General features: G+C 72.8%; 17 protein-coding genes. 9 read left to right on the top strand and 8 right to left on the bottom strand.

What is annotated here, in order from left to right; translation table 11 throughout:
- Positions 1–239 precede the first annotated feature (239 nt).
- Positions 240–1,598 (top strand): coiled-coil domain-containing protein, encoded by a 1,359-nt coding sequence (locus AC1DDU_RS12795; RefSeq protein WP_477434670.1) that lies wholly within the window; start codon positions 240–242, stop codon positions 1,596–1,598.
- 77 nt (positions 1,599–1,675) lie between these two features.
- On the opposite strand, the gene AC1DDU_RS12790 is transcribed toward AC1DDU_RS12795, so the two are convergent.
- Positions 1,676–2,149 carry a DUF1772 domain-containing protein gene (locus AC1DDU_RS12790; RefSeq protein WP_477434668.1) on the bottom strand — a complete coding sequence of 158 codons (474 nt, stop codon included), beginning with the start codon at positions 2,147–2,149 and terminating at the stop codon, positions 1,676–1,678.
- Positions 2,150–2,202: 53 nt separating this feature from the next.
- Between AC1DDU_RS12790 and AC1DDU_RS12785 the strand changes: the two genes are divergently transcribed.
- On the top strand, positions 2,203–2,778 hold the full coding sequence (locus AC1DDU_RS12785; protein ID WP_477434666.1) for a TetR/AcrR family transcriptional regulator: 576 nt from the start codon (positions 2,203–2,205) through the stop codon (positions 2,776–2,778).
- Positions 2,779–2,824: 46 nt separating this feature from the next.
- Here the strand turns inward: AC1DDU_RS12785 and AC1DDU_RS12780 are convergent, their stop codons facing one another.
- Positions 2,825–4,036 (bottom strand): amidohydrolase family protein, encoded by a 1,212-nt coding sequence (locus AC1DDU_RS12780; protein ID WP_477434664.1) that lies wholly within the window; start codon positions 4,034–4,036, stop codon positions 2,825–2,827.
- Between the two features lie 145 nt (positions 4,037–4,181).
- On the opposite strand from AC1DDU_RS12780, the gene AC1DDU_RS12775 reads away from it, so the two are divergent.
- Both AC1DDU_RS12775 and AC1DDU_RS12770 read left to right on the top strand, forming a co-directional pair.
- On the top strand, positions 4,182–5,657 hold the full coding sequence (locus AC1DDU_RS12775; RefSeq protein ID WP_477434662.1) for a chlorohydrolase family protein: 1,476 nt from the start codon (positions 4,182–4,184) through the stop codon (positions 5,655–5,657).
- A gap of 23 nt (positions 5,658–5,680) precedes the next feature.
- The gene (locus AC1DDU_RS12770; RefSeq protein WP_477434660.1) at positions 5,681–6,373 is read left to right on the top strand and encodes a GntR family transcriptional regulator; all 693 of its coding nucleotides are present in this window, start codon (positions 5,681–5,683) and stop codon (positions 6,371–6,373) included.
- A gap of 43 nt (positions 6,374–6,416) precedes the next feature.
- Here the strand turns inward: AC1DDU_RS12770 and hpf are convergent, their stop codons facing one another.
- The 5 genes from hpf to mtrA all read right to left on the bottom strand — a co-directional run bounded on the left by hpf (position 6,417) and on the right by mtrA (position 12,064).
- A complete protein-coding gene (gene hpf, locus AC1DDU_RS12765) occupies positions 6,417–7,076 on the bottom strand; it encodes a ribosome hibernation-promoting factor, HPF/YfiA family (RefSeq protein WP_477434659.1) in 660 nt (219 codons plus the stop codon).
- 122 nt (positions 7,077–7,198) lie between these two features.
- Complete coding sequence (locus AC1DDU_RS12760) at positions 7,199–7,861, bottom strand: ComF family protein (protein WP_477434657.1); 663 nt, start codon at positions 7,859–7,861, stop codon at positions 7,199–7,201.
- A gap of 93 nt (positions 7,862–7,954) precedes the next feature.
- Complete coding sequence (locus tag AC1DDU_RS12755) at positions 7,955–9,646, bottom strand: LpqB family beta-propeller domain-containing protein (RefSeq protein WP_477434655.1); 1,692 nt, start codon at positions 9,644–9,646, stop codon at positions 7,955–7,957.
- A complete protein-coding gene (gene mtrB / locus AC1DDU_RS12750; RefSeq protein WP_477434653.1) occupies positions 9,643–11,376 on the bottom strand; it encodes an MtrAB system histidine kinase MtrB in 1,734 nt (577 codons plus the stop codon). The genes AC1DDU_RS12755 and mtrB overlap by 4 nt, the downstream gene beginning before the upstream one ends.
- 7 nt (positions 11,377–11,383) lie before the next feature.
- Positions 11,384–12,064, bottom strand: a complete 681-nt coding sequence (gene mtrA, locus AC1DDU_RS12745; RefSeq protein ID WP_477434651.1) for an MtrAB system response regulator MtrA — start codon at positions 12,062–12,064, stop codon at positions 11,384–11,386.
- Positions 12,065–12,291: 227 nt separating this feature from the next.
- Here mtrA and AC1DDU_RS12740 point away from each other — a divergent pair, with 227 nt between their 5' ends.
- The 5 genes from AC1DDU_RS12740 to AC1DDU_RS12720 are packed head-to-tail and all read left to right on the top strand — an operon-like array spanning position 12,292 to position 17,986.
- Positions 12,292–13,767, top strand: coding sequence for a DUF7847 domain-containing protein (locus tag AC1DDU_RS12740; protein WP_477434650.1), 1,476 nt, complete (start codon positions 12,292–12,294; stop codon positions 13,765–13,767).
- A complete protein-coding gene (locus AC1DDU_RS12735) occupies positions 13,758–14,444 on the top strand; it encodes a DUF4129 domain-containing protein (RefSeq protein WP_477434648.1) in 687 nt (228 codons plus the stop codon). The genes AC1DDU_RS12740 and AC1DDU_RS12735 overlap by 10 nt, the downstream gene beginning before the upstream one ends.
- Entirely contained in the window at positions 14,441–15,640 is a 1,200-nt protein-coding gene (locus AC1DDU_RS12730; RefSeq protein ID WP_477434646.1) for a DUF4350 domain-containing protein, read from the top strand. The genes AC1DDU_RS12735 and AC1DDU_RS12730 overlap by 4 nt, the downstream gene beginning before the upstream one ends.
- Entirely contained in the window at positions 15,637–16,650 is a 1,014-nt protein-coding gene (locus AC1DDU_RS12725) for an AAA family ATPase (RefSeq protein ID WP_477434644.1), read from the top strand. The genes AC1DDU_RS12730 and AC1DDU_RS12725 overlap by 4 nt, the downstream gene beginning before the upstream one ends.
- A gap of 34 nt (positions 16,651–16,684) precedes the next feature.
- On the top strand, positions 16,685–17,986 hold the full coding sequence (locus AC1DDU_RS12720) for a DUF58 domain-containing protein (protein WP_477434642.1): 1,302 nt from the start codon (positions 16,685–16,687) through the stop codon (positions 17,984–17,986).
- Between the two features lie 125 nt (positions 17,987–18,111).
- On the opposite strand, the gene AC1DDU_RS12715 is transcribed toward AC1DDU_RS12720, so the two are convergent.
- Entirely contained in the window at positions 18,112–18,759 is a 648-nt protein-coding gene (locus tag AC1DDU_RS12715; protein WP_477434640.1) for an MIP/aquaporin family protein, read from the bottom strand.
- Between the last annotated feature and the right edge of the window lie 78 nt (positions 18,760–18,837).

Genomic DNA, 18,837 nt, shown 5'->3' with positions numbered 1-18,837 from the left:
GCACCGGATCGCGCCGGGCTCCTCGCGACGACGAGGGCGCCCTTGCGGGCCCCCAGGACCCGGCAGCGCGATGCTTGCGCTCATTGTGGGCCCGCCGGGGGCCCGCGCGCCAGAGTGCGGCATCCCTTCCCCTGCACGCGGCGCGTCGGCGGGGCTTGCGGGCCACGCTCTGCGCGAACACCGCCCCGCGCCGGGGTCCCGGCTCAGCCTGCTCTCAGCGGCGCCCGTAGGATCGATGCATGGCCGGATTCTGGGGCAGACGCAAGCGCGAGCAGGAAGAGCTGACAGCACAGGACGCGGATCTCGCGCGCCGTGCGCAGCAGGCTCTGGTCGCCGCGGACGAGCGGATGCGCCTGACCACCGACGAGCTCTCGTTCGCCGACGCCGAGCTGGGCGCCGGACCCACCCAGGAGCTGCGCGAGGCCCTCGAGTCGGTGCGCACGCACATGCAGGAGGCGTTCCACCTGCACCAGCTCAACCACGACGAGATCCCCGACACCGCCGAAGAGCTGCGCACCCGCAACGCCCGCATCGTGCAGCTGTGCGAATGGGCGCAGGATCTGCTCGACGACCGCACCGAGGCGCTCGCCGCCTCCATCGAGCGGGCCCGTCGCGCCCCCGAGATCATCGCGAAGGTGCGGGCGGATGCCGCGCGCCTGCGCCTGCGGGTCCCCGACGCGCGCGCGACCGTGGAGCGCCTGGCGTTCCGCTACTCGCCGAACGCGCTCGCCCAGATCGATGCGAATCCGGCGGAGGCGGAGCAGCTGCTCGGATTCGCCGAGCACAGCGCGGGCGTCGCCGAGCGCCGCCGGGAGGCCGGTCAGCGCGAGCAGGCGAACATGGCTCTCGAGGCGTCGACCGAGTCGGTGCGCCGCGCCGAGACGCTGATCGACGCGGTCGAGACGTTCGAGGTCGAGGCGCTGCGCGCCGAGTCCACGCTGGCCGCGATCGTCGAGGACTCCCGCGGCGATCTGGTCGTCGCGCTCAAGGAGCCGCACTCCCCCGCCGTGCGCGCCGCCATCGACGAACTGCAGGCGGCGCTCGCGGCACTCCCGGCCGCCGGCGTGAACACCGACCCGTTCGAACAGCTCACCCGCCTGCGGGAGGCGAACTCGGGACTGGATGCCGCGATCGCGGCCGCCCGTGAGCGCGCCGCCCGACCGATCCCGCCCCTGGAGCACGTGCGCCACGCGATCGACGACGCCGATCGTCAGATCGCCGTCGCCCGCGACGTGATCGCCGGCCATCGCGGGTGGATCGGCGCCGATGCGCGCACCCGGTTCGCCGAGGCCGAGCGCATCCGGGTGGACCTCGACCGGTACCTCGGCGCGTCCGCCGCGGCGGTCACCGCGATCGACGAGGACCACCGCGAGCAGGCCTTCGCGATGGCCCGCCGCGCCGCCTTCCTCGCGAGCGAGGCCCTCCAGCTCGCCCAGCGCGACATCGACGCCGCCCGCCCGCAGCCCGATCAGTGGGGCGGCCCGGGCTACGGCCAGGGTTACGGCCGCGGTCGCGGCAACGGCGGCGGCGGAGACGTCATGGGCGGCATCCTCGGCGGTCTCGTGATCGGCAGCATCCTCGACGGCATCTTCGACTGAGGACCGCCCTCCCCCTTCGCGCGAGCGGATGCCGCGACCGCGCCGGAGCGCCGGGTCGCGGCATCCGCGTTCCGAGGTCAGCGGAGGGCGATCGTCGCGCACAGGAGGAGCAGCGATCCTCCCATCAGCACCGCGCGCAGCACGATGATCGATTCCCAGCGGTCCTGCAGCGTGCGGACGTCCGCGGGGACCTCACCGGCCAGCGCGGCGCGCGTGAGGACCTTGTTGATCGGCGCCGAGATGCGGGCGAAGAGCGCGAGCCACACCACCAGCAGCAGCAGCGCGGCGATCGACAGCACGCCGGTGACCGGCGTGCCCCAGACGAGCGCGAGCACCGCCGTCACCGCGGTGAGCACGGTGCCGAGGATCCCGACGATCGGCAGACGCCGGTCGCCGTAGTAATGGCCGCGGCCGAGGACCTGCGTCAGGCTGCGGTCGTCGATCTCGGCGTACACCGGCCGCTGCACGACGGCCGCGACGACATCGGTGCCGAAGATGACGGCGAGGGCGAGGATCGCGATGGTGGCGCTCACGGCGATGAAGAAGTCCATGTCTCACTCCAAGTGTTATCACTGCTAACAGTTAGCGGTGCTAACGTAGCGACATGGCACGATCCGCGCAAGAGGCCCAGAGATTCCGCGACCGCGAGACGCGCATCATCGACCAGGCGCGCGAGATCGCGGAGAGCGACGGCTGGGGCGCGCTCACGGTTCGCCGGCTCTCGGACGCGATCGGCGTGAGCCAGCCGATCCTGTACCGCCATTTCCCCGGCGGCCGCGACGAGATCGTCGAGCACGTGGTGATCCGCGGGTACGCCGACCTCGCCTCGGTGATGCGCTCCCCCGCCCCCGAGGCGTCGGGCCGGGACGAGTCGCTGCGCCTGCTGGTGGCGAGCTACCTGGCTTTCGCGCGCAAGCACCCTGCGGTGTACGAGGCGATGGCGTCGGCGCGCACCAGCATCGCGTTCGCGTCCAGCGACACCCCCGCCGCACTGCGCGAGGGTTTCGGCATCCTCGAGGACGCGGTCGGCGGCACGGATGCCCGCGACCGCGCCGTGCGCGCCGAACTCCTGTGGAGCCTGCTCCACGGCGCGAGCCAACTGGCCGCCCACGACCGTCTCGACGTCGGCCTCGACGACGTGCGCGAGAGCGCGATCGTCGCACTCTTCCGCACGCCGTAGCCTCGGCGAAGCGGCCGCCGGCGACGGCGCGGCAGCGTCCGGCCGGTCAGAGGCCGAGCACCCGCAGGCCGTCGGCGACGACGCGGCCGTCGTGGATCACGGTCCGGTCGGCACCGCGGTCCATCACGGCGCTCGTCGGAGTCTCGCCGTCGACGAGCACCAGGTCGGCACGGTCGCCCGTGCGCACGCCGGGACGGTCGCCGACGCCCGCGACGCGCGGCGACGAGTGGCTCATGATCGAGGCGCCGCCCATCGTGGCCACCGCGAGCGCCAGTTCGACGTGCTCGTCGCGACGGAACCCGTTCACGAACGCGAGCTGCCAGGTGCGATCGAGCATGTCGCAGTTGCCGTAGGGGCTCCAGTAGTCGCGCTGGCCGTCCTCGCCCAGGCCGACGCGGACGCCCGCCTCCGCGAGGTCGACCAGGCGCAGGTGCCCGGTCGTGGACGGCGCGACGGTCGCCATCGCGATGTCGAGCTCGGCGAACTCCTCGATCAGGCGACGGCTCACGGCCTCCGACACCGAGCCGAGGTCGTACGCGTGCGACATCGTGACCTTGCCCTGCATGCCCAGCGCACGGGTGCGCTCGAGCACGAGTTCGGTGCTGAACACGCCGAGCTCGCCCGGCTCGTGGAGGTGGATGTCGACCTCGACCTGGTACTTCTCGGCCAGGCCGAAGACGATGTCGAGGTGCTTGACCGGGTCGCGATCGAGCTGGCTCGGGTCGATGCCTCCCATGACGTCGGCGCCCTGCTTGAGGGACTCCTCGAGGTACTCGACCGTGCCGGCCTCGCGCAGGATCCCGGCCTGCGGGAAGGTCATGATCTGCACGTCGGCGTGCTCGCGGAACTTCTCCTTGGCGGCGAGGACGGAGGCGAACTTCTCGAGCTTGCAGTCGACGTCGACCTGCGCGTAGGTGCGCACCCGCGTGGTGCCCCTCGCGATCATCTGCTCCAGCGTGCCGGCGACGATCTCGGCATGCGGCACGTCGGTGTTCCGCCAGTTGTCGCGGTCGTTGAGCATCATGCCCCACACTCCCGGGGCGCCGGTGTGCGGCCGGAACGGGAGTCCGATGCGCGACGAGTCGAGGTGCACGTGCACATCGCTGAACGAGGGGAGGGCCAGCCGCCCGCGCCCGTCGACGTCGCCCGGCGCGCTGGGCGCGGAGGCGTCGTGCGGGCGGACATCGGTGATGCGGGCGCCCTCCACGACGAGGTCGGCGGCGGCTGCGCCCCACGGGCGCACGTTGCGGATGATCACGACTGATCCCTTCGGTCACGGCGGACGAGCGGATGCCGCAGCCCGGCCCCGGCATCCGCGATCATGGTATACCAAACTGCTCCGAGCCAGGCTAGAGTCATCGTCAACGCCGATTCAGTTCGTGCTTGGGATACCAAACAGGCCGATGCGCACTCTTCTCACCGCCGATCACGTGATCGCCTTCGATGGTTCACGGCACACCGAGCTGCAGCACGGCGCCGTGCTCGTCGAGGACGATCGCATCGCCCTGGTCGGCCGCGCACCCGCCGCCCCGTCCGACGTCGACGAGCGGATCGACCTCGGCGAAGCCGTCCTCATGCCGGGACTCATCGATCTGGACGCCCTCACCGACGTCGACCACCTCCTGCTGGACGCGTGGGCGGATGCCGAGCACGCCTCGCGTCTGCAGTGGTCCGAGGACTACTTCGACCGGCGCCGCGAGGTGTTCACGCAGGCCGAGCGCCGCCGCGTGCGCGAGGTCGCGCTCGTGCAGCTGGCCCTGCACGGAATCACCAGCTACATGCCGATCGCCTCCGAGGTGCACTCGGCCTGGGCCGAGACGGCCGACGACTTCTTCGCGATGGCCGAGTTCTCCCGGCGACTGGGACTGCGCGGCTTCCTCGGTCCTTCCTACCGCTCGGGGGTGAACGTCGTCACCGCGGACGGCCGACGCGACGTCCGGTTCGACGAGCAGGCGGGCAGCGAAGGGCTGGCGGATGCGATCCGGTTCGTCGACGGCATCCGAGAGCTCCGCGACCCGCTGCTGACAGGGGTGTTCCTCCCCTGCCGCATCGAGACCCTCACCCCGGACCTGCTCGAAGCCACGGCCCACGCCGCCGGTGAGCGCGGCGCGCTGGTGCGCCTGCATGCGCTGCAGGGCGAGTTCGAGCGCGCCTTCGTCATGGAGCGCTACGGGCGCACCCCGCTCGAGCACATCGCCGCGCACGGCCTGCTCAACGATCGGCTCCTCGTTCCGCACGGCGTCGTGATCGACGTGAACCCCCGCGTCCACGGCGAGGACCGCGGCGATCTCGCGCTGCTCGCCGAGGCGGGCGTGACGATCGTGCACTGCCCGCTCACCAACGCCCGCTACGGCGCCGAGCTCGTGACACTGGCGCGGTACCGCGAGGCGGGCGTCGCGTTCGCTCTCGGCACCGACTCGTTCCCACCCGACCTGATCCGCGGCATCGACGCCGGCGTGTCGGCCGCGAAGGTGCAGCACGGCGACACCGGCGCCGGCGATGTCGCCGCGTATGTGGATGCCGCCACCCTCGGCGGCGCGGCGGCGCTGCACCGTCCAGACCTGGGGCGCATCGCGGTGGGAGCCACCGCCGACCTCTCCGCGTTCCGCCTCGACGACGTGCGTATGGGTGCCGTCGACGACCCGCTGCGCACGCTCGTGCTCGCCGGCACGGCGCGCGACGCCTGCCTCACCATGGTGGGCGGTCGCGTCGTGATGCGCGACGGCCTGATCCCCGGCGTCGACCTCGATGAGGTGCGGCGCGACATGCAGCGCCTGTTCGCCACGATGCGGGCCGCCTACGGCGAGCGCGACCGCCTGCGCGACCAGTACCGTGACAGGCAGGACGAGCTGTTCCCGCCGGTGTACCCCGTCGTGTGACCCACCGCCGCCGAGGAGGACCCATGCCCCCGCACGATCCCACGACCGCGGACACCGCGCTCGACGGCGCCGAGGATCTGCCCGACGGCGTCTACCGTGCCCTGCTGCGCGATATCGTGGCCGACCGTCTGCGTCCGGGCACCTGGCTCAAGGAGCGCGACCTGTCGGAGCGCTACGGCGTGTCCCGCGTGCCCGTGCGGCAGGCCCTGCATCGTCTGGAGTCGGAGGGATTCGTGCGGACGGCCCCACGGCGCGGTGCGGTGGTCTCCCCCGTCACCGCCGGCGACGTCGAGGAGCTCTTCGATGCACGCCTGTGCATCGAGCCGTTCGCCGCACGGCAGGCGGCGATCCGCGTGGGGGCGGGCGCGGCAGCGGCAGACGCGCTGATCGAGATCGTGGCGGCGTCCGAGAAGAGCTTCGCCGACGGCGCGGAGGCCGACGGCATCGGCGCGAACCTGCGCTTCCACGCAGAGGTCGTCCGCCTGTCGGGCAACTCTCTGCTGGGGCGGAGCCTCCAGCCGATGCTCGGCCGCATGGAGTGGATCTTCCGGCTCACCAGTCAGACCGGCGAGCCCGACCAGCTGCGCGAGCACCGGATCGTGCTCGATGCGATCCTCGCCGGCAGCGGCGATCTGGCCGCCGCGACCGTGTACGCCCACATCGAGCGCGGCCGCGGCCCGGCCCTCGCGGCCCTGCAGCCGTTCCTCGCCCCGTGACGCACGTCGGGCGCCGCCACGGCGGCGCCCGACGTGGATGCTGTCAGGAAGCCAGCTCGACCGGCTGCGCCAGCGTCGTCAGCGAGATGACACCGTAGTCCCAGCCCTTGCGCCGGTAGACGACGCTGGGGTGGTCGGTGCGGGCGTCGATGAACAGGAAGAAGTCATGGCCGACCAGCTCCATGCGGTCGACCGCCTCTTCCACCGACATCCACTCGGGGTGGAACTCCTTCGTGCGGATGACGACGGGGGTGTACCCCTCTTCCTCCTCGTTGCCCGTGATGATGGGGATCTCGCCGGTGGCGACGGCGCGGAGCACGTCCACCGACGCGGGCTGCAGGTCGATCCCCTCCAGCGCGCCGCTGCCCTTCTCGAACTTCGCGCCACGCGGGTGATTGCGCGCGTCGACACGCTTGTCCTTCGCGCGGCGCAGCTGCTCGCACAACTTGTCGACCGCGAGATCGAGGGCGGTGAACTTGTCGCCGTCGGTGGCCTCGGCCCGGATGACAGGACCCTTGCCGTCGACGGTGAGCTCGACGGTCTCGTCCTCCATGCGTCCGTTGTGGTACGCGCGGTGGGTGACCTTGACTTCCACGCGTTGCGCGCGCGGTGCGAGGTTCTCGATGCGGGCGGCCTTCTCCTCGACGACAGTGCGGAAGCGATCCGTGATACCCACTCCCACGCCGACGATGCTGGTTTCCATCCCTGACCTCCTTGTTCCGGTCCACCCGGCCAAGGGCGGACCATCAGTCGCCTTGTCATCCCCACGCTAGCCGGGCGTTCGGACTCTGTCACCTGTGAGTTTCAGATGCGGCAGGCGGCTGTTCACCGAGGCATGACAGCGCGGCGCGGCGTGGCGGCGACGGTCACCGCCGCCACGACGTCGGCACCCCCTTCACGCAACGCGCGCACCGCCTCGGCGAGGCTCGCACCCGTGGTGACGACATCGTCCACCACGACCACGCGCAGGCCCGCGGCATCCCTCGCCACGAGGCTCGCGTGCACGTTCCGTCGCCTCTCCTCACGATCGAGGCCGCGCTGATCCGCGGTGCGCCGCGCGTACCGCAGGAGCGTGCGACGTCGCAGGCCGGCGCGGCGGATCAGGAGGTCGGGCACCCGGAAGCCGCGCCGCCGGTACGCGGCGCGGGAGGTCGGCAGCGGCACCAGCACGACATCAGCGGCGTCGGCGCACGCGAGAGCCGCCGCCAGCGCGGGCGCCAGCGCACGGGCGAGCGCGGTCCTGCCGTCCTGCTTGATCGCCCGCAGCACGCGCGCGGCCACGCCGTCGAACGGCAGCCCGCTCCACACCGCGATCTCACCTCCCGGCGCGTCGACGAACCGCAGGCACGGTGCGGGCGCGAGATCGAGGGCGCATCGCTCGCACAGCACGACGTCGGGTTCGTCGCAGCCCGCGCACGACACCGGCAGCACCAACGCCAGCGCGTCGGCACAGGCTGCACGCACCACGTGCCCGAACTCCGTCAACACGGAGTCCAGGGTGGCCGCGTGGGCGGGTCCGTCGGCGCGCGGACGTCGGCCCTGTGGATAACTCGCCCGACCGCGGCGGTGGGGAGCCGCCGGCTACTGCGGCGAGCCCTGCTGCGTCGCGAGCACCAGCACGCCCGTCGCGGTGGGCTGCCACGCCGTGCCGCGCTTGACGTAGAGGGTGCCGTCGGGCGCGCGCATCCGCAGGCTGGAGATGCCGGTGCCGCCCGCGATCGATGCCATGCCCGCCGATGCCGACGAGGTCGCGGTCGGGCCGCCCACGGGCTGCTCGACGATGACCGAATCGCCCTCGCCGCCGCCCAGGACCGCGATCGACATGTCGTCGATCCACGTCACGCCGACTCCCGGCGCTCCGACCACCGCGAGCGGCATCGGCGTGCCCAGGCGGACCGGCACCACGCCGTCGCGATCGCGGACGACTCCCGCCACCCACAGCACGGTGCGCCCGCCGGCGGTCACGACCGCCGCGATGCGGGTGCCGTCGCGCGAGAGCGCCATCGCCGCGATCGCCGTGGCCTCGCTCCAGGCGTCGGCGACGTCCACGACGTCGCCTGACGGCAGCGTCGCGTGCAGCGCGGCCGGCTGATCGCGCGGCACGCTCCACACGATGCCGAACCCGTCGATCGTGGGATCGACCAGTCCCCCGCGCGTGTCGATCGTCTCGGCGGCGCTCGCGTCGGCGCTCAGCCGTGCGACGGCCCCCGACGAGAGCCGCACGGCGGCGACGTCGCGCTCTGGCCCGACCTGCACGCTCACCGGAGCGGCGGCCTCCACGGCGGCCGAGAGCCCCGGGATCTTGTCGATCTCTTCGCCGGTGAGGAAGCCGAACCCGTCCGCCGTGAGCACGAGCGGCGCGATGGGCACGCGGGTGGAGCGCACGGCGACGGGCTGCGCATCGATCGGCGTGGACCCCACGCTCATGACGACATCCGTCACGCCGGCCGCACGGAGGCTCTCCCGCAGTTGCGTCAGCATGCGATCCAGTGCGTCGCCGCTGGCGCCGACCACCCCGTCCGACAGCTCCACCTGCGCGACCCCGTCCTCGACGGGGACCGACGGCACCGCACTCACGCCGTCGGGGAACGCGCTGGCGACCGAGTCGGCGAGCCACTCGCTCTTGGGCTTGTTCACCAGCGCCGCGGTGATGTTCGTGGGCGCCTTGGTGACGGTGAACCATCGCACGTCCGGCACCAGATACTGCCAGGTGGGGTCGAAGTACATCAGCGGGTACCGATGGAACACCGTGGGGAACTGCGCCTCGTCGAGCCAGATGCCGTCAGGCGCGTCCGTGATGCGCCATTCGCCGTCGGACTGCTTCGCCAGCGTGAAGGGCTTCGCGTCCTCCGCGATGCTGACCGGCTCGTAGGCGCCCTTGTCGTCGACAGTGGCGACCGTGTCGTAGGCGAACTCGACGACGCCCTCATCGGTCTCGACGTAGCTGCGCTCGGCGCGCTGGTCGACGTTGACGCCGGTCTCCGGCATCCAGTCCTTGGCGAGCGCCGGTGCGAGGAACTCCCTGGCGACCGCCCAGTCGTCGTTGATGCCCGGGCCCGACCCGGCGTCGATGAAGCCCTCGACGATCTGCTCGGGCGTGGCGCCGGGCTGCGGCCGGTTCGGGATGAATGCGACGTTCTGCGAGCCGTCGCCGGTGCCGCCGTTCTCGAGTCCGTACTCCGGCGGCCCGCTGGTCGCGAAGCCCGCGCACCCCGTGACGACGAGTGTGCACAGGGCGAGGACGGACGCCAGGATGCCGCGTGCCCGCGTCATGCGCGCCCTCCCTGCGGTGTGGCCGGTCCGTTGCGATCGGAGCCGGGCGCCGGGGCCGTGTCGCGGGCGCCGGGAAGGTCGATCGGCTCGGTGAGCCCCAGATCGTCGAGCGGAGCGGCGCCGTCGTCACCCGGTTCCAGCGGGATCGGCGACTCGCCCGGACGCAGCACGCCCTGTCGCGGGAGGGTCAGCACGAAGTGGGTGCCGCGGCCGGGCTCCGACCACACCTCCAGCTCGCCGCCATGCAGCTTGGCGTCGCCCATCGCGATCGAAAGGCCCAGGCCGGTGCCGCCGATCGTGCGCTTGCGCGAGGGGTCGGCGCGCCAGAAGCGGTCGAACACGTGCTCGACGTCCTCGGGCTTCATCCCCATGCCGTAGTCGCGCACCCCGATGGCGACGGCCTGCTGGTCGCTGTCGACGGTCACCACGATGGGACGCCCCTCCCCGTGCTCGATGGCGTTGCCCAGCAGGTTGCGCACGACCCGCCGCACGCGACGAGGATCCATGTCGACCGGCGAGTAGCCGCCGGGCGCGACGAGCCGCACGTCGGTGCCGTGCTGCTCGGCGAGCTGCTGCATCGACCCGATGACGTCCTCGGCGAGGTGGGCGAGGCTGGTCGGCTCGAGTTCGAGCTGCACCGATCCCGCGTCGTAGCGGCTGATCTCGAGGAGGTCCGACAGCAGCGTCTCGAACCGCTGCACCTGGGCGTTGAGCAGCTCGGCGGCGCGCGCGGTGGCGGGGTCGAACTCGTCGCGCTGGTCGTTGATCATGTCGGCGGCCAGGCGGATGGTGGTCAGCGGCGTGCGCAGCTCGTGCGACACGTCCGACACGAAGCGCTGCTGCACGAGGGAGAGCTCGGCGAGCTCCTTGATCTGCGATTCGAGGCTGTCGGCCATGGCGTTGAACGATCGGCCGAGCGTGGCCAGCTCGTCCTCGCCGTGCACCTCCAGACGCACGTCGAGCTGCCCCGCCGCGAGCATGGCGCTGGTATCGGCGGCCTCGCTGATCGGGGTCGTCACCGATCTCAGCACGAACCACGCGATGCCGCTGATGAGCAGCACCAGCCCGATGCCGACCAGCCACAGCGTCCCCTGCACGAAGGTCAGGGTCTGCGGCGCGTTCGCGAGGTCGTAGGCGAGGTAGAGCTCGTACGAGGCGACGCGATCGATGTGCAGCTGCTGGCCGACCATGATCCCGGGCACCGTCCCGTCCCCCTGGGGAAGGGCGATCCGCTGCCAGATCTGCTGATCGGGGTTGGTGCGCACCAGCGAGCGCATGGGCACCGTCAGGAGGTCGTCGATGACGCCCTCCGCCGTGCTGCGGTCCTGCGGGGCGCTGGGAACCGGCGGCCCGATGCGGTACGCGGCGATCATCTGGGCCGAGGACTGGTCACGCAGCGAGGTGAAGGCCAGCGTCATGACGTTCTGCGTCTGGACGGCGTCGCTCTGCGTCGCCGCGTCGAGCGTGCGCTGGGCGGCGGCGCGGGCCTGCTCGGCGTCGGCGAGCACCTGGTCCTTGCGCGAGGTGAACAGGTCGTTCTGGATCGCCAACGCCATCCACAGGCACGCCACGACGACGGCGAGCGCCGTGAGGGCGATGGTCACGAGAATCGTGCGGAAGCGCAGCGACCGGCGCCACAGCGCCGCGATGTTTCCCGGCCATGCCCGCCACAGGCGCCACCCCGTCAGCGGCGCCCGCGTCACAGAGACGCCCGTGGTCGGGGCGGTCATCCGGGCCTCAGACGACGGCGCCGGCGCGGTACCCGACGCCGCGCACGGTCGTGACGATCCTGGGGTTGTCGGGATCCTTCTCGACCTTGGCCCGCAGTCGCTGCACGTGCACGTTCACCAGGCGCGTGTCGGCCTTGTAGTGGTAGCCCCACACCTGCTCGAGCAGCATCTCGCGGGAGAAGACCTGCTGCGGCTTGGAGGCGAGCGCCACGAGCAGTTCGAACTCCAGCGGTGTGAGCGCGATGGGACCGTCGCCGCGGCGCACCTCGTGCGCGGCGACGTCGACCGTGAGGTCGCCGATGCGCAGCGTGTCGCCGGTCGACTGGGCGGCCGGGCGCAGTCGCGTGCGGATGCGCGCGACGAGCTCCTTCGGGTTGAAGGGCTTCACGATGTAGTCGTCGGCGCCGGACTCGAGGCCCTTCACGACATCGGCGGTGTCGGTGCGCGCCGTCAGCATGATGATCGGGATGCCGGACTCGGCCCGGATCCGCGTGCAGATCTCGATGCCGTCCATGCCGGGCAGCATGAGGTCGAGCAGGATCAGGTCGGGTCGTTCGGTGCGCCACGCGTCGACGGCCTGGGCGCCGTCTGCGCAGAAGACCGTGTCGAATCCTTCCGTGCGCAGCACGATCCCGATCATCTCGGCAAGGGCGGTGTCATCGTCGACCACCAGGATGCGTGAAGTCATCGCGCGCGTTCGTTCCTTCTCTCCCCGGCACAGGCGACGACACGCGCCGTCCCCATGCGCTCACCACAGCGTAGTCGACGCCGCCTGCAGACGGCCCGAGCCTCGCCCGAGCGTGCGCCGAGAGCCTGTGGAGGGCGGCTTCGGCATCCGGTCGATGTGGAACGATAGGGGCACGGCCGACCCGCGCCGCGCACCGACGACGCGGCGCCGACGGAGAGGGGATCACCGTGACCGCGTACCCGGCATGGACGCCTGCGTCACGCCCCGGGATCATCCCGCTGCACCCGCTGACCTTCGGCACGATCCTGGGCCGGTCGTTCTCCGCGCTGCGGCAGAACCCGCGCGTGCTGCTGGGCTTCGCCCTGGTGGTGCAGACGCTCGCATACATCCTGGTGCTGGCGGGGGTGCTCGCCGTGGGGTGGGCGTCCTTCTCACGGCTGGACACGCTGCAGCCGGGCACCGACGAGTACGACACGGTCATGGCCGGCTCCATCGGGCTGACCGCCGTCGCCGGCATCGTGCTGTCCCTCGCGGCGGGCGCGCTGAGCGTGATCGTGCAGGGCATCGTCGTGGTCGAGGTCACGCATGCCGCGGTGGCCGAGAAGCTGACGCTGGGCGCGCTGTGGCGGCAGATCAAGCCCATCGTGTGGCGCCTCATCGGCTACTCGCTGCTGGTGGTGCTGGCCGGCGTCGCACTGGTCGCGGTGGCCGTGCTGACGATCGTGGGCATCGCCATCGTGGCGCCGCCCGCGGCGATCGTGCTGACGGTCCTGGTCATCCTGGCCGCGATCCCGCTCTACTGGTGGCTGATGATCAAGCTGCTGCTCGCTCCGGCCGCGATCATCGTCGAGCACACCACGATCCTGCAGGCGCTGTCACGCTCGTGGACGCTCACGCGCGGACGCTTCTGGCCCGCGTTCGGCGTCATCATCATCATCAGCATCATCTTCGCGGCGGTCGCGCAGGTGGTGAGTCTGCCGATGAGCTTCCTCTCGATGGGGCTCACGACGATCATCGCGCCGACCGGCGCGCCCGAGCCGACCGCGATCATCGGCCTCCTCGCGGCGACGCTCCTCACCCAGGTGCTGACGCTGCTGCTGCAGTCCGTCGCCGTCGTCGTGCAGGCCACCGCGACCTCGCTCATCTACATCGACTGCCGCATGCGCCGCGAAGGCCTCGATCTCGACCTGCTCGCCTACGTGGAGCGGAGGGATGCCGGAGTCCCCGCCCTCGCCGATCCCTACCGCGAGCACGTCGGCCGCGCAATCGCTCCGCGTGGCATGCCGGGTGCGTTCCCGGGGCACGCCGGCCCGCCCGCGGGCTACCCGGCGCCGCCCGTCTACGGCGCTCCTCCCACGTACGGCGCGCAGCCGATGTATGGCGCGCCGCCGATGTACGGCGCACCGCCCGCCCAGCCCGCGACGTACGGCGCCCAGCCGGTCTACGGCGCCCAGCCCGCCTACAGCGCCCCGCCGGCCGCGGCTGCCTATGGCGCCCCGCCGGCCCCGCCTGTCCCGGGCGCCGACCCCGGGCAGCACGGGTACGCGACGCCGCCCGCAGCGCCGCAGGTGCCCGCGGCGCCGCATCCGTCGGCGCAGCCGGCGGCTGCGCCTGCACCGGCGGCCGACGACCCGGCGCCCACGGCGTGGACGGCTCCGGGCGCCGCCGACGCCGGCGGCGACCCCGAGGCGCCGTGGCGTTGACCTCCGTGGTGCTCGGCGCGCTCGCGCGCGCGGCCGATGCCGTCCCCCCGTTGACGCCGGACGGCGACGAAGCACGCCGCTGGGCGGAGAAGGAGCTGTCGGATCCCGCGTACGACATCGCCGAGCCGACGCCGTTCGACCGCATCGCGCGCGCCATCGGCGACTTCATCGCTTCGCTGCTCAACCCCGACCTCTCCGGCGGCTGGGGGTCCGCGTTCGCGGTCATCGCGGCGATCGTCGTGGGGGTCGTTATCGTGGCCGCCTTCCTGGTGTGGGGCGTGCCGCGGATGTCACGGCGAGCCGCGCCCCGGGCGACGCTGCTGTTCGGCGAGGCGGAGCATCGATCGGCCGCCGAACTGCGCGCCGCCGCCGAGGAGCGCGCGCGGGCGGCGGACTGGGAGGCGGCGATCGTGCTGCGCTTCCGCGCCCTCGCCCGCGGCTGCCTGGAGCGCGGCGTCGTCGACCCGCCGCCCGGCGCCACGGTCCACGGCTTCGCGCGTGCGGCTGCACGCGCGTTCCCGGCACAGGCGACGGCGCTGGACTCCGCGGCGACCGCGTTCGACGACGTCCGCTACCTCCGCCGCCCCGGCACCGCCGAGCTCTACCAGCTCGTCGCGTCGGTTGACGATCAGGTCGCCGGCGCGCGGCCGCTCGTCCGCGAAGGGGTGCCGGCATGAGCGTTACGACGACCCCGTCTCCTCCGCGCGAAGACGCGGCATCGACGGCGCCACGGCGCGGTCGCCGCGTCGCGACGTGGATCGCGATCGGGCTGGCGCTCCTCGTGGTCGGCGGGATCGGCGGCGCGATCTCGGCGGCGAACCAGTGGGCCGCGCGCGAGGCGCTGGACCCGGACTCCGCCGGCCCCTCCGGCACGCGCGCCCTCGCCGAGATCCTGCGCGACCACGGCGTCGCCGTCGAGGTGGTGCGCGATCGCACGGCGGCGGCGGAGGCCCTGGCGTCGGCCCCTGCCACCCTCGTGCTCCCCGACGCCCCCGCGCTGTCGGACGACGCCCTGACGGCGCTGACGGATGCCGCCACCGACGTCGTGCTGGTCGAGCCCCGCGCCCGCACCCTCGACCTGCTGCTGCCGGGTTCGGCGCCCGCGGGCGTCGCGGCGGACTCGGCGGTCGCCGCGGACTGCGACCTCGACGCGGCGCGCCGTGCGGGCGAGATCACCCCCGGATCGGTGTACTCGGCCGGGGCGGACGTGGCGGCGTGCTACCGGTCCGGCGACGGCTTCGCGCTGCTGACCAGTGGCGCAGACGGCGATGGCGTGAGCGCCGTCGACGGGCGGGCGCTGTTCACCAACGAGCATCTCGCCGAGTCGGGCAACGCCGCGCTCGCGGTCAACCTGATGGGGCGGCATCCGCTCGTCGTCTGGTACGTGCCGGGCATCGGCGACACCGACCTCACCGACGCCGACCCGACGCTGGGAGAGCTCACGCCGCCGTGGGTGAGCCCCGTCATCGTGCTGCTGCTCGTGGCCGGCGCCGCCGCGGGGATCTGGCGTGGCCGCCGGTTCGGCACGCTCGTGGCCGAACGGCTGCCCGTCACCGTGCGCGCCTCGGAGACGACGGAGGGCCGCGCACGGCTGTACGCCCGCGCCGGCGACCCGCTCCACGCCGCCGACCGGCTCCGGATCGGCGCACTGCAGCGCCTCGCAGCCCTGCTCGGACTGGGCCCCACCGCCGCCGCCCCCGAGATCGCCGACGCGGCCGCAGGCCGCCTGGGCGCCGACCGTGCGGCGGTGCGCGGCATCCTGATCGACGACATCCCCCGCAGCGATGCCGACCTCGTCGCGCTGAGCACCCGCCTGAGAGACCTCGAGGACGCCGTGCGTGCGGCCGTCCGCCCGGAAAGGAACCCACGATGACGGATACGCCCGAAGCCCCGGCCCCGACCGCCGAGGCCGCCGCTGCGCAGCCGCTGGACGACACCGCGCTGCGCGAGGCGATGAACCGTGTGCGCATCGAGGTCGGCAAGGCCGTCGTCGGCCAGGACGGCACCGTGACGGGCCTGCTCATCGCGCTGCTGGCACGCGGCCACGTGCTGCTGGAGGGTGTCCCCGGTGTCGCCAAGACGCTGCTCGTGCGCGCGTTCTCGACGGCGCTCGGCCTGGACACCAAGCGCATCCAGTTCACGCCCGACCTCATGCCCGGCGATGTGTCGGGATCGCTCGTCTACGACGCGAAGAACGGCGAGTTCGAGTTCCGCGAGGGCCCCGTGTTCACCAACGTCGTGCTCGCCGACGAGATCAACCGCACGCCGCCGAAGACGCAGGCGGCCCTGCTGGAGGCGATGGAGGAGCGCCAGGTGTCCACCGACGGCGTGACGCGCGCCCTGCCCGATCCGTTCCTCGTGGCGGCCACGCAGAACCCCATCGAGCACGAGGGCACCTACACCCTCCCCGAGGCGCAGCTGGACCGGTTCCTGCTCAAGCTGATCGTCGAGGTGCCGGCGCGGGAGGCAGAGCTGGCGGTGCTGCGCCGCCACGCCGGAGGCTTCGACCCGCGCGACCTCGCCGGAGCCGGCCTGCGTCGTGCGGCCAGCGCCGACGAGATCCGGGCGGCGCAGCGGGCGGCGGCATCCGTCACCGTCTCGGACGACGTGCTCGGCTACGTGGTGGACCTCGCACAGGCCACCCGGCGCAGCCCCTCGGTGCAGCTGGGCGTGAGCCCCCGCGCCGCGACCGCGCTGCTGGCGGCGGCCAAGGCGTGGGCGTGGCTCGGCGGCTACCCGGCGATCACCCCCGACCACGTCCAGACGATGCTCGTCCCGACGTGGCGGCACCGCATCCGGCTGCGCCCCGACGCGGAGCTGGAGGGCGTCTCGGTCGACGCCGTGCTCGGCTCGGTCCTGCAGCAGACGCGCGTCCCGATCTGACGCGCCGGATCCGGGAACGAGGTTCGAAGAGAAGATGTACGTCACCGGTCGCCTGCCGCTGCTCGTCGCACTCGGAGCGCTGCCCGTCGTGCTGCTGTCGACGGCCGGCGTGGACGCGTGGCTCGCCGCCGCGGGGTGGGTGCTGCTGTGCCTGCTCGTGGCGCTCGGCGACGCGGCCGCGGCACCCGATCCGCGCCGGGTGACGGTGCTGCGGCGGATGCCGCGCCGCGTGCTCCTCGGACAGCCCGTGCGCACCGAGCTCCTCCTGCGCAACGCCGGCGACCGGACGCTCCGCGGCCGGGTCCGCGACGCGTGGCAGCCCACGGCGGGGGCGCCCGCCGACCACCCCGCGGTCTCGGTGCCTGCCGGCGAGGCGCGGGCTGTCGGCATCCCGCTCCTCCCCCGCCGCCGCGGCGAGCTGCGGTCGCGGTTCGTCGCGGTGCGCTCCGACGGCCCGCTGCGTCTGGCCGGCCGCCAGGCGCGGATCGACGAGCCCGGCGCGATCCGCGTCCTGCCGCCGTTCACCGCGCGCCGGCACCTGCCGTCGCGCCTGGCGCGCCTGCGCGAGCTGGACGGCAACACCAGCGTGCAGGTGCGCGGGCAGGGTACCGAGTTCGACAGCCTGCGCGAGTACGTGCGCGGCGACGACGTGCGCTCGATCGACTGGCGCGCGACCGCCCGCGCGTCCACGACGATGCTCCGCACGTGGCGGCCCGAGCGCGACCGCCACGTGGTGATCGTGATCGACACCGGCCGCACCGCGGCGGCGCGCGTCGGCGACGGGGTGCGGATGGATGCCGCGATGGAGGCGGCGCTGCTGCTCGCGGCACTCGCGACCCGGGCGGGCGACCACGTCCACCTCCTGATGTTCGACCGGACGATCCGCGCCCGTGTCACCCGCGTCGACGGCCCGGCGCTGCTGCCCGCGCTGGTGGACGCCATGGCACCCGTCGAACCGCAGCTCATCGACACCGACTGGGATGCGGCCTTCGCCCAGGTTCGCGCCCTCACCTCGCGCCCGTCGCTCGTGGTGCTGCTGACCGCGCAGGATGCCGCCGAAGCGGCGCGCGGCTTCCTCGGGTCGCTCCCCGCGCTCGCCCGTTCCGCGCACGTGCTGGTCGGGACCGTCACCGACGAGACCGAGCCGCTGCCCGACCGTCCCGACGCAGCAGACGTCTACCGCGCCGCGGCGATCGAGCGCAGCGCGCACGACGCGGCCATCGTCGCCGCCGCGATCGGCCGCGCCGGCGGCGAGGCGATCGCCGCAAGCCCCGAAGACCTGCCGCCGCGCATCGCGGACCGCTACCTCGCGCTGAAGGCCGCCGGCCGCCTGTGAGCACCGGCGCCATGCCCCGCTGAGCGCGGAAGGGGACGGATGCCGCAGGCCGCGGCATCCGTCCCCCTCCGCGGACGACGAACGGCCCGGGCGCATTCCCGCCCGGGCCGTTCGCTGCGTAGGGACTACTTGCTGGACGCAGGCAGCTTGTCGTGCGCGTTGAGCACGCGGAAGATGACCGCGGCGACGGCAGCACCGACGATCGGCGCCACGAAGTACAGCCAGTACGAGCCCCATGCGAACTGGCCCGTGATCGACAGGCCGAGCGCGACGGCCGGGTTGAACCCGCCACCGGAGATGCCGCCGACGGCGACCGCGCCGACGAACACCGTGGAGCCGATCGCGAGACCGTAGAACGAGTTGTTGGGGTGGTCCTTCGACGTGGCGACGTTGAGGACGACGTAGACCAGCACGAGCGTCCACAGCGCCTCGACGAGGAACGCGGGGCCGACCTCGATCTCGAGGGGGGCCTCGGCGACCGGCCACAGCGCGAAGCTCACGGCCGCGGCCAGTGCCGCGCCGACCAGCTGCGCGACGATGTACGACACGAGGCCGACGACGCCGATCGCGCCGCGCAGCCAGACGCCCACCGAGACGGCCGGGTTCAGGTGCGCACCCGAGATGTGCCCGGTGGCGTACACCATCACCATCAACGCGAAGCCGATGGTGAGCGGCGTGAGGTCGCTGCCGCTGTTGACGGCGCCGATGATGGCGAAGACGAAGATGAAGGTGCCGACGAGTTCGGCGATTGCACTGCGAAGCGTGCCCGTCATGAGGTTCTCCTCCTGTAAGAACGAGACGCGAACCGTGCGCGTCACCACAGCGACAGTAGCCCACTGTCAGGCTCTTCC

The sequence above is a fragment of the Microbacterium sp. 05T445 genome, from assembly GCF_056395865.1.
This window is presented reverse-complemented; position numbering and strand designations above follow the sequence as displayed.

What these genes read in the sequence shown, in the direction of transcription:
- AC1DDU_RS12795 (WP_477434670.1), top strand. Translation starts at nt 240, where the DNA reads ATGGCCGGATTCTGGGGCAGACGCAAGCGCGAGCAGGAAGAGCTGACA.
- AC1DDU_RS12790 (WP_477434668.1), bottom strand. Translation starts at nt 2,149, where the DNA reads ATGGACTTCTTCATCGCCGTGAGCGCCACCATCGCGATCCTCGCCCTC.
- AC1DDU_RS12785 (WP_477434666.1), top strand. Translation starts at nt 2,203, where the DNA reads ATGGCACGATCCGCGCAAGAGGCCCAGAGATTCCGCGACCGCGAGACG.
- AC1DDU_RS12775 (WP_477434662.1), top strand. Translation starts at nt 4,182, where the DNA reads ATGCGCACTCTTCTCACCGCCGATCACGTGATCGCCTTCGATGGTTCA.
- AC1DDU_RS12770 (WP_477434660.1), top strand. Translation starts at nt 5,681, where the DNA reads ATGCCCCCGCACGATCCCACGACCGCGGACACCGCGCTCGACGGCGCC.
- hpf (WP_477434659.1), bottom strand. Translation starts at nt 7,076, where the DNA reads ATGGAAACCAGCATCGTCGGCGTGGGAGTGGGTATCACGGATCGCTTC.
- AC1DDU_RS12755 (WP_477434655.1), bottom strand. Translation starts at nt 9,646, where the DNA reads ATGACGCGGGCACGCGGCATCCTGGCGTCCGTCCTCGCCCTGTGCACA.
- mtrB (WP_477434653.1), bottom strand. Translation starts at nt 11,376, where the DNA reads ATGACCGCCCCGACCACGGGCGTCTCTGTGACGCGGGCGCCGCTGACG.
- mtrA (WP_477434651.1), bottom strand. Translation starts at nt 12,064, where the DNA reads ATGACTTCACGCATCCTGGTGGTCGACGATGACACCGCCCTTGCCGAG.
- AC1DDU_RS12730 (WP_477434646.1), top strand. Translation starts at nt 14,441, where the DNA reads ATGAGCGTTACGACGACCCCGTCTCCTCCGCGCGAAGACGCGGCATCG.
- AC1DDU_RS12725 (WP_477434644.1), top strand. Translation starts at nt 15,637, where the DNA reads ATGACGGATACGCCCGAAGCCCCGGCCCCGACCGCCGAGGCCGCCGCT.
- AC1DDU_RS12720 (WP_477434642.1), top strand. Translation starts at nt 16,685, where the DNA reads ATGTACGTCACCGGTCGCCTGCCGCTGCTCGTCGCACTCGGAGCGCTG.
- AC1DDU_RS12715 (WP_477434640.1), bottom strand. Translation starts at nt 18,759, where the DNA reads ATGACGGGCACGCTTCGCAGTGCAATCGCCGAACTCGTCGGCACCTTC.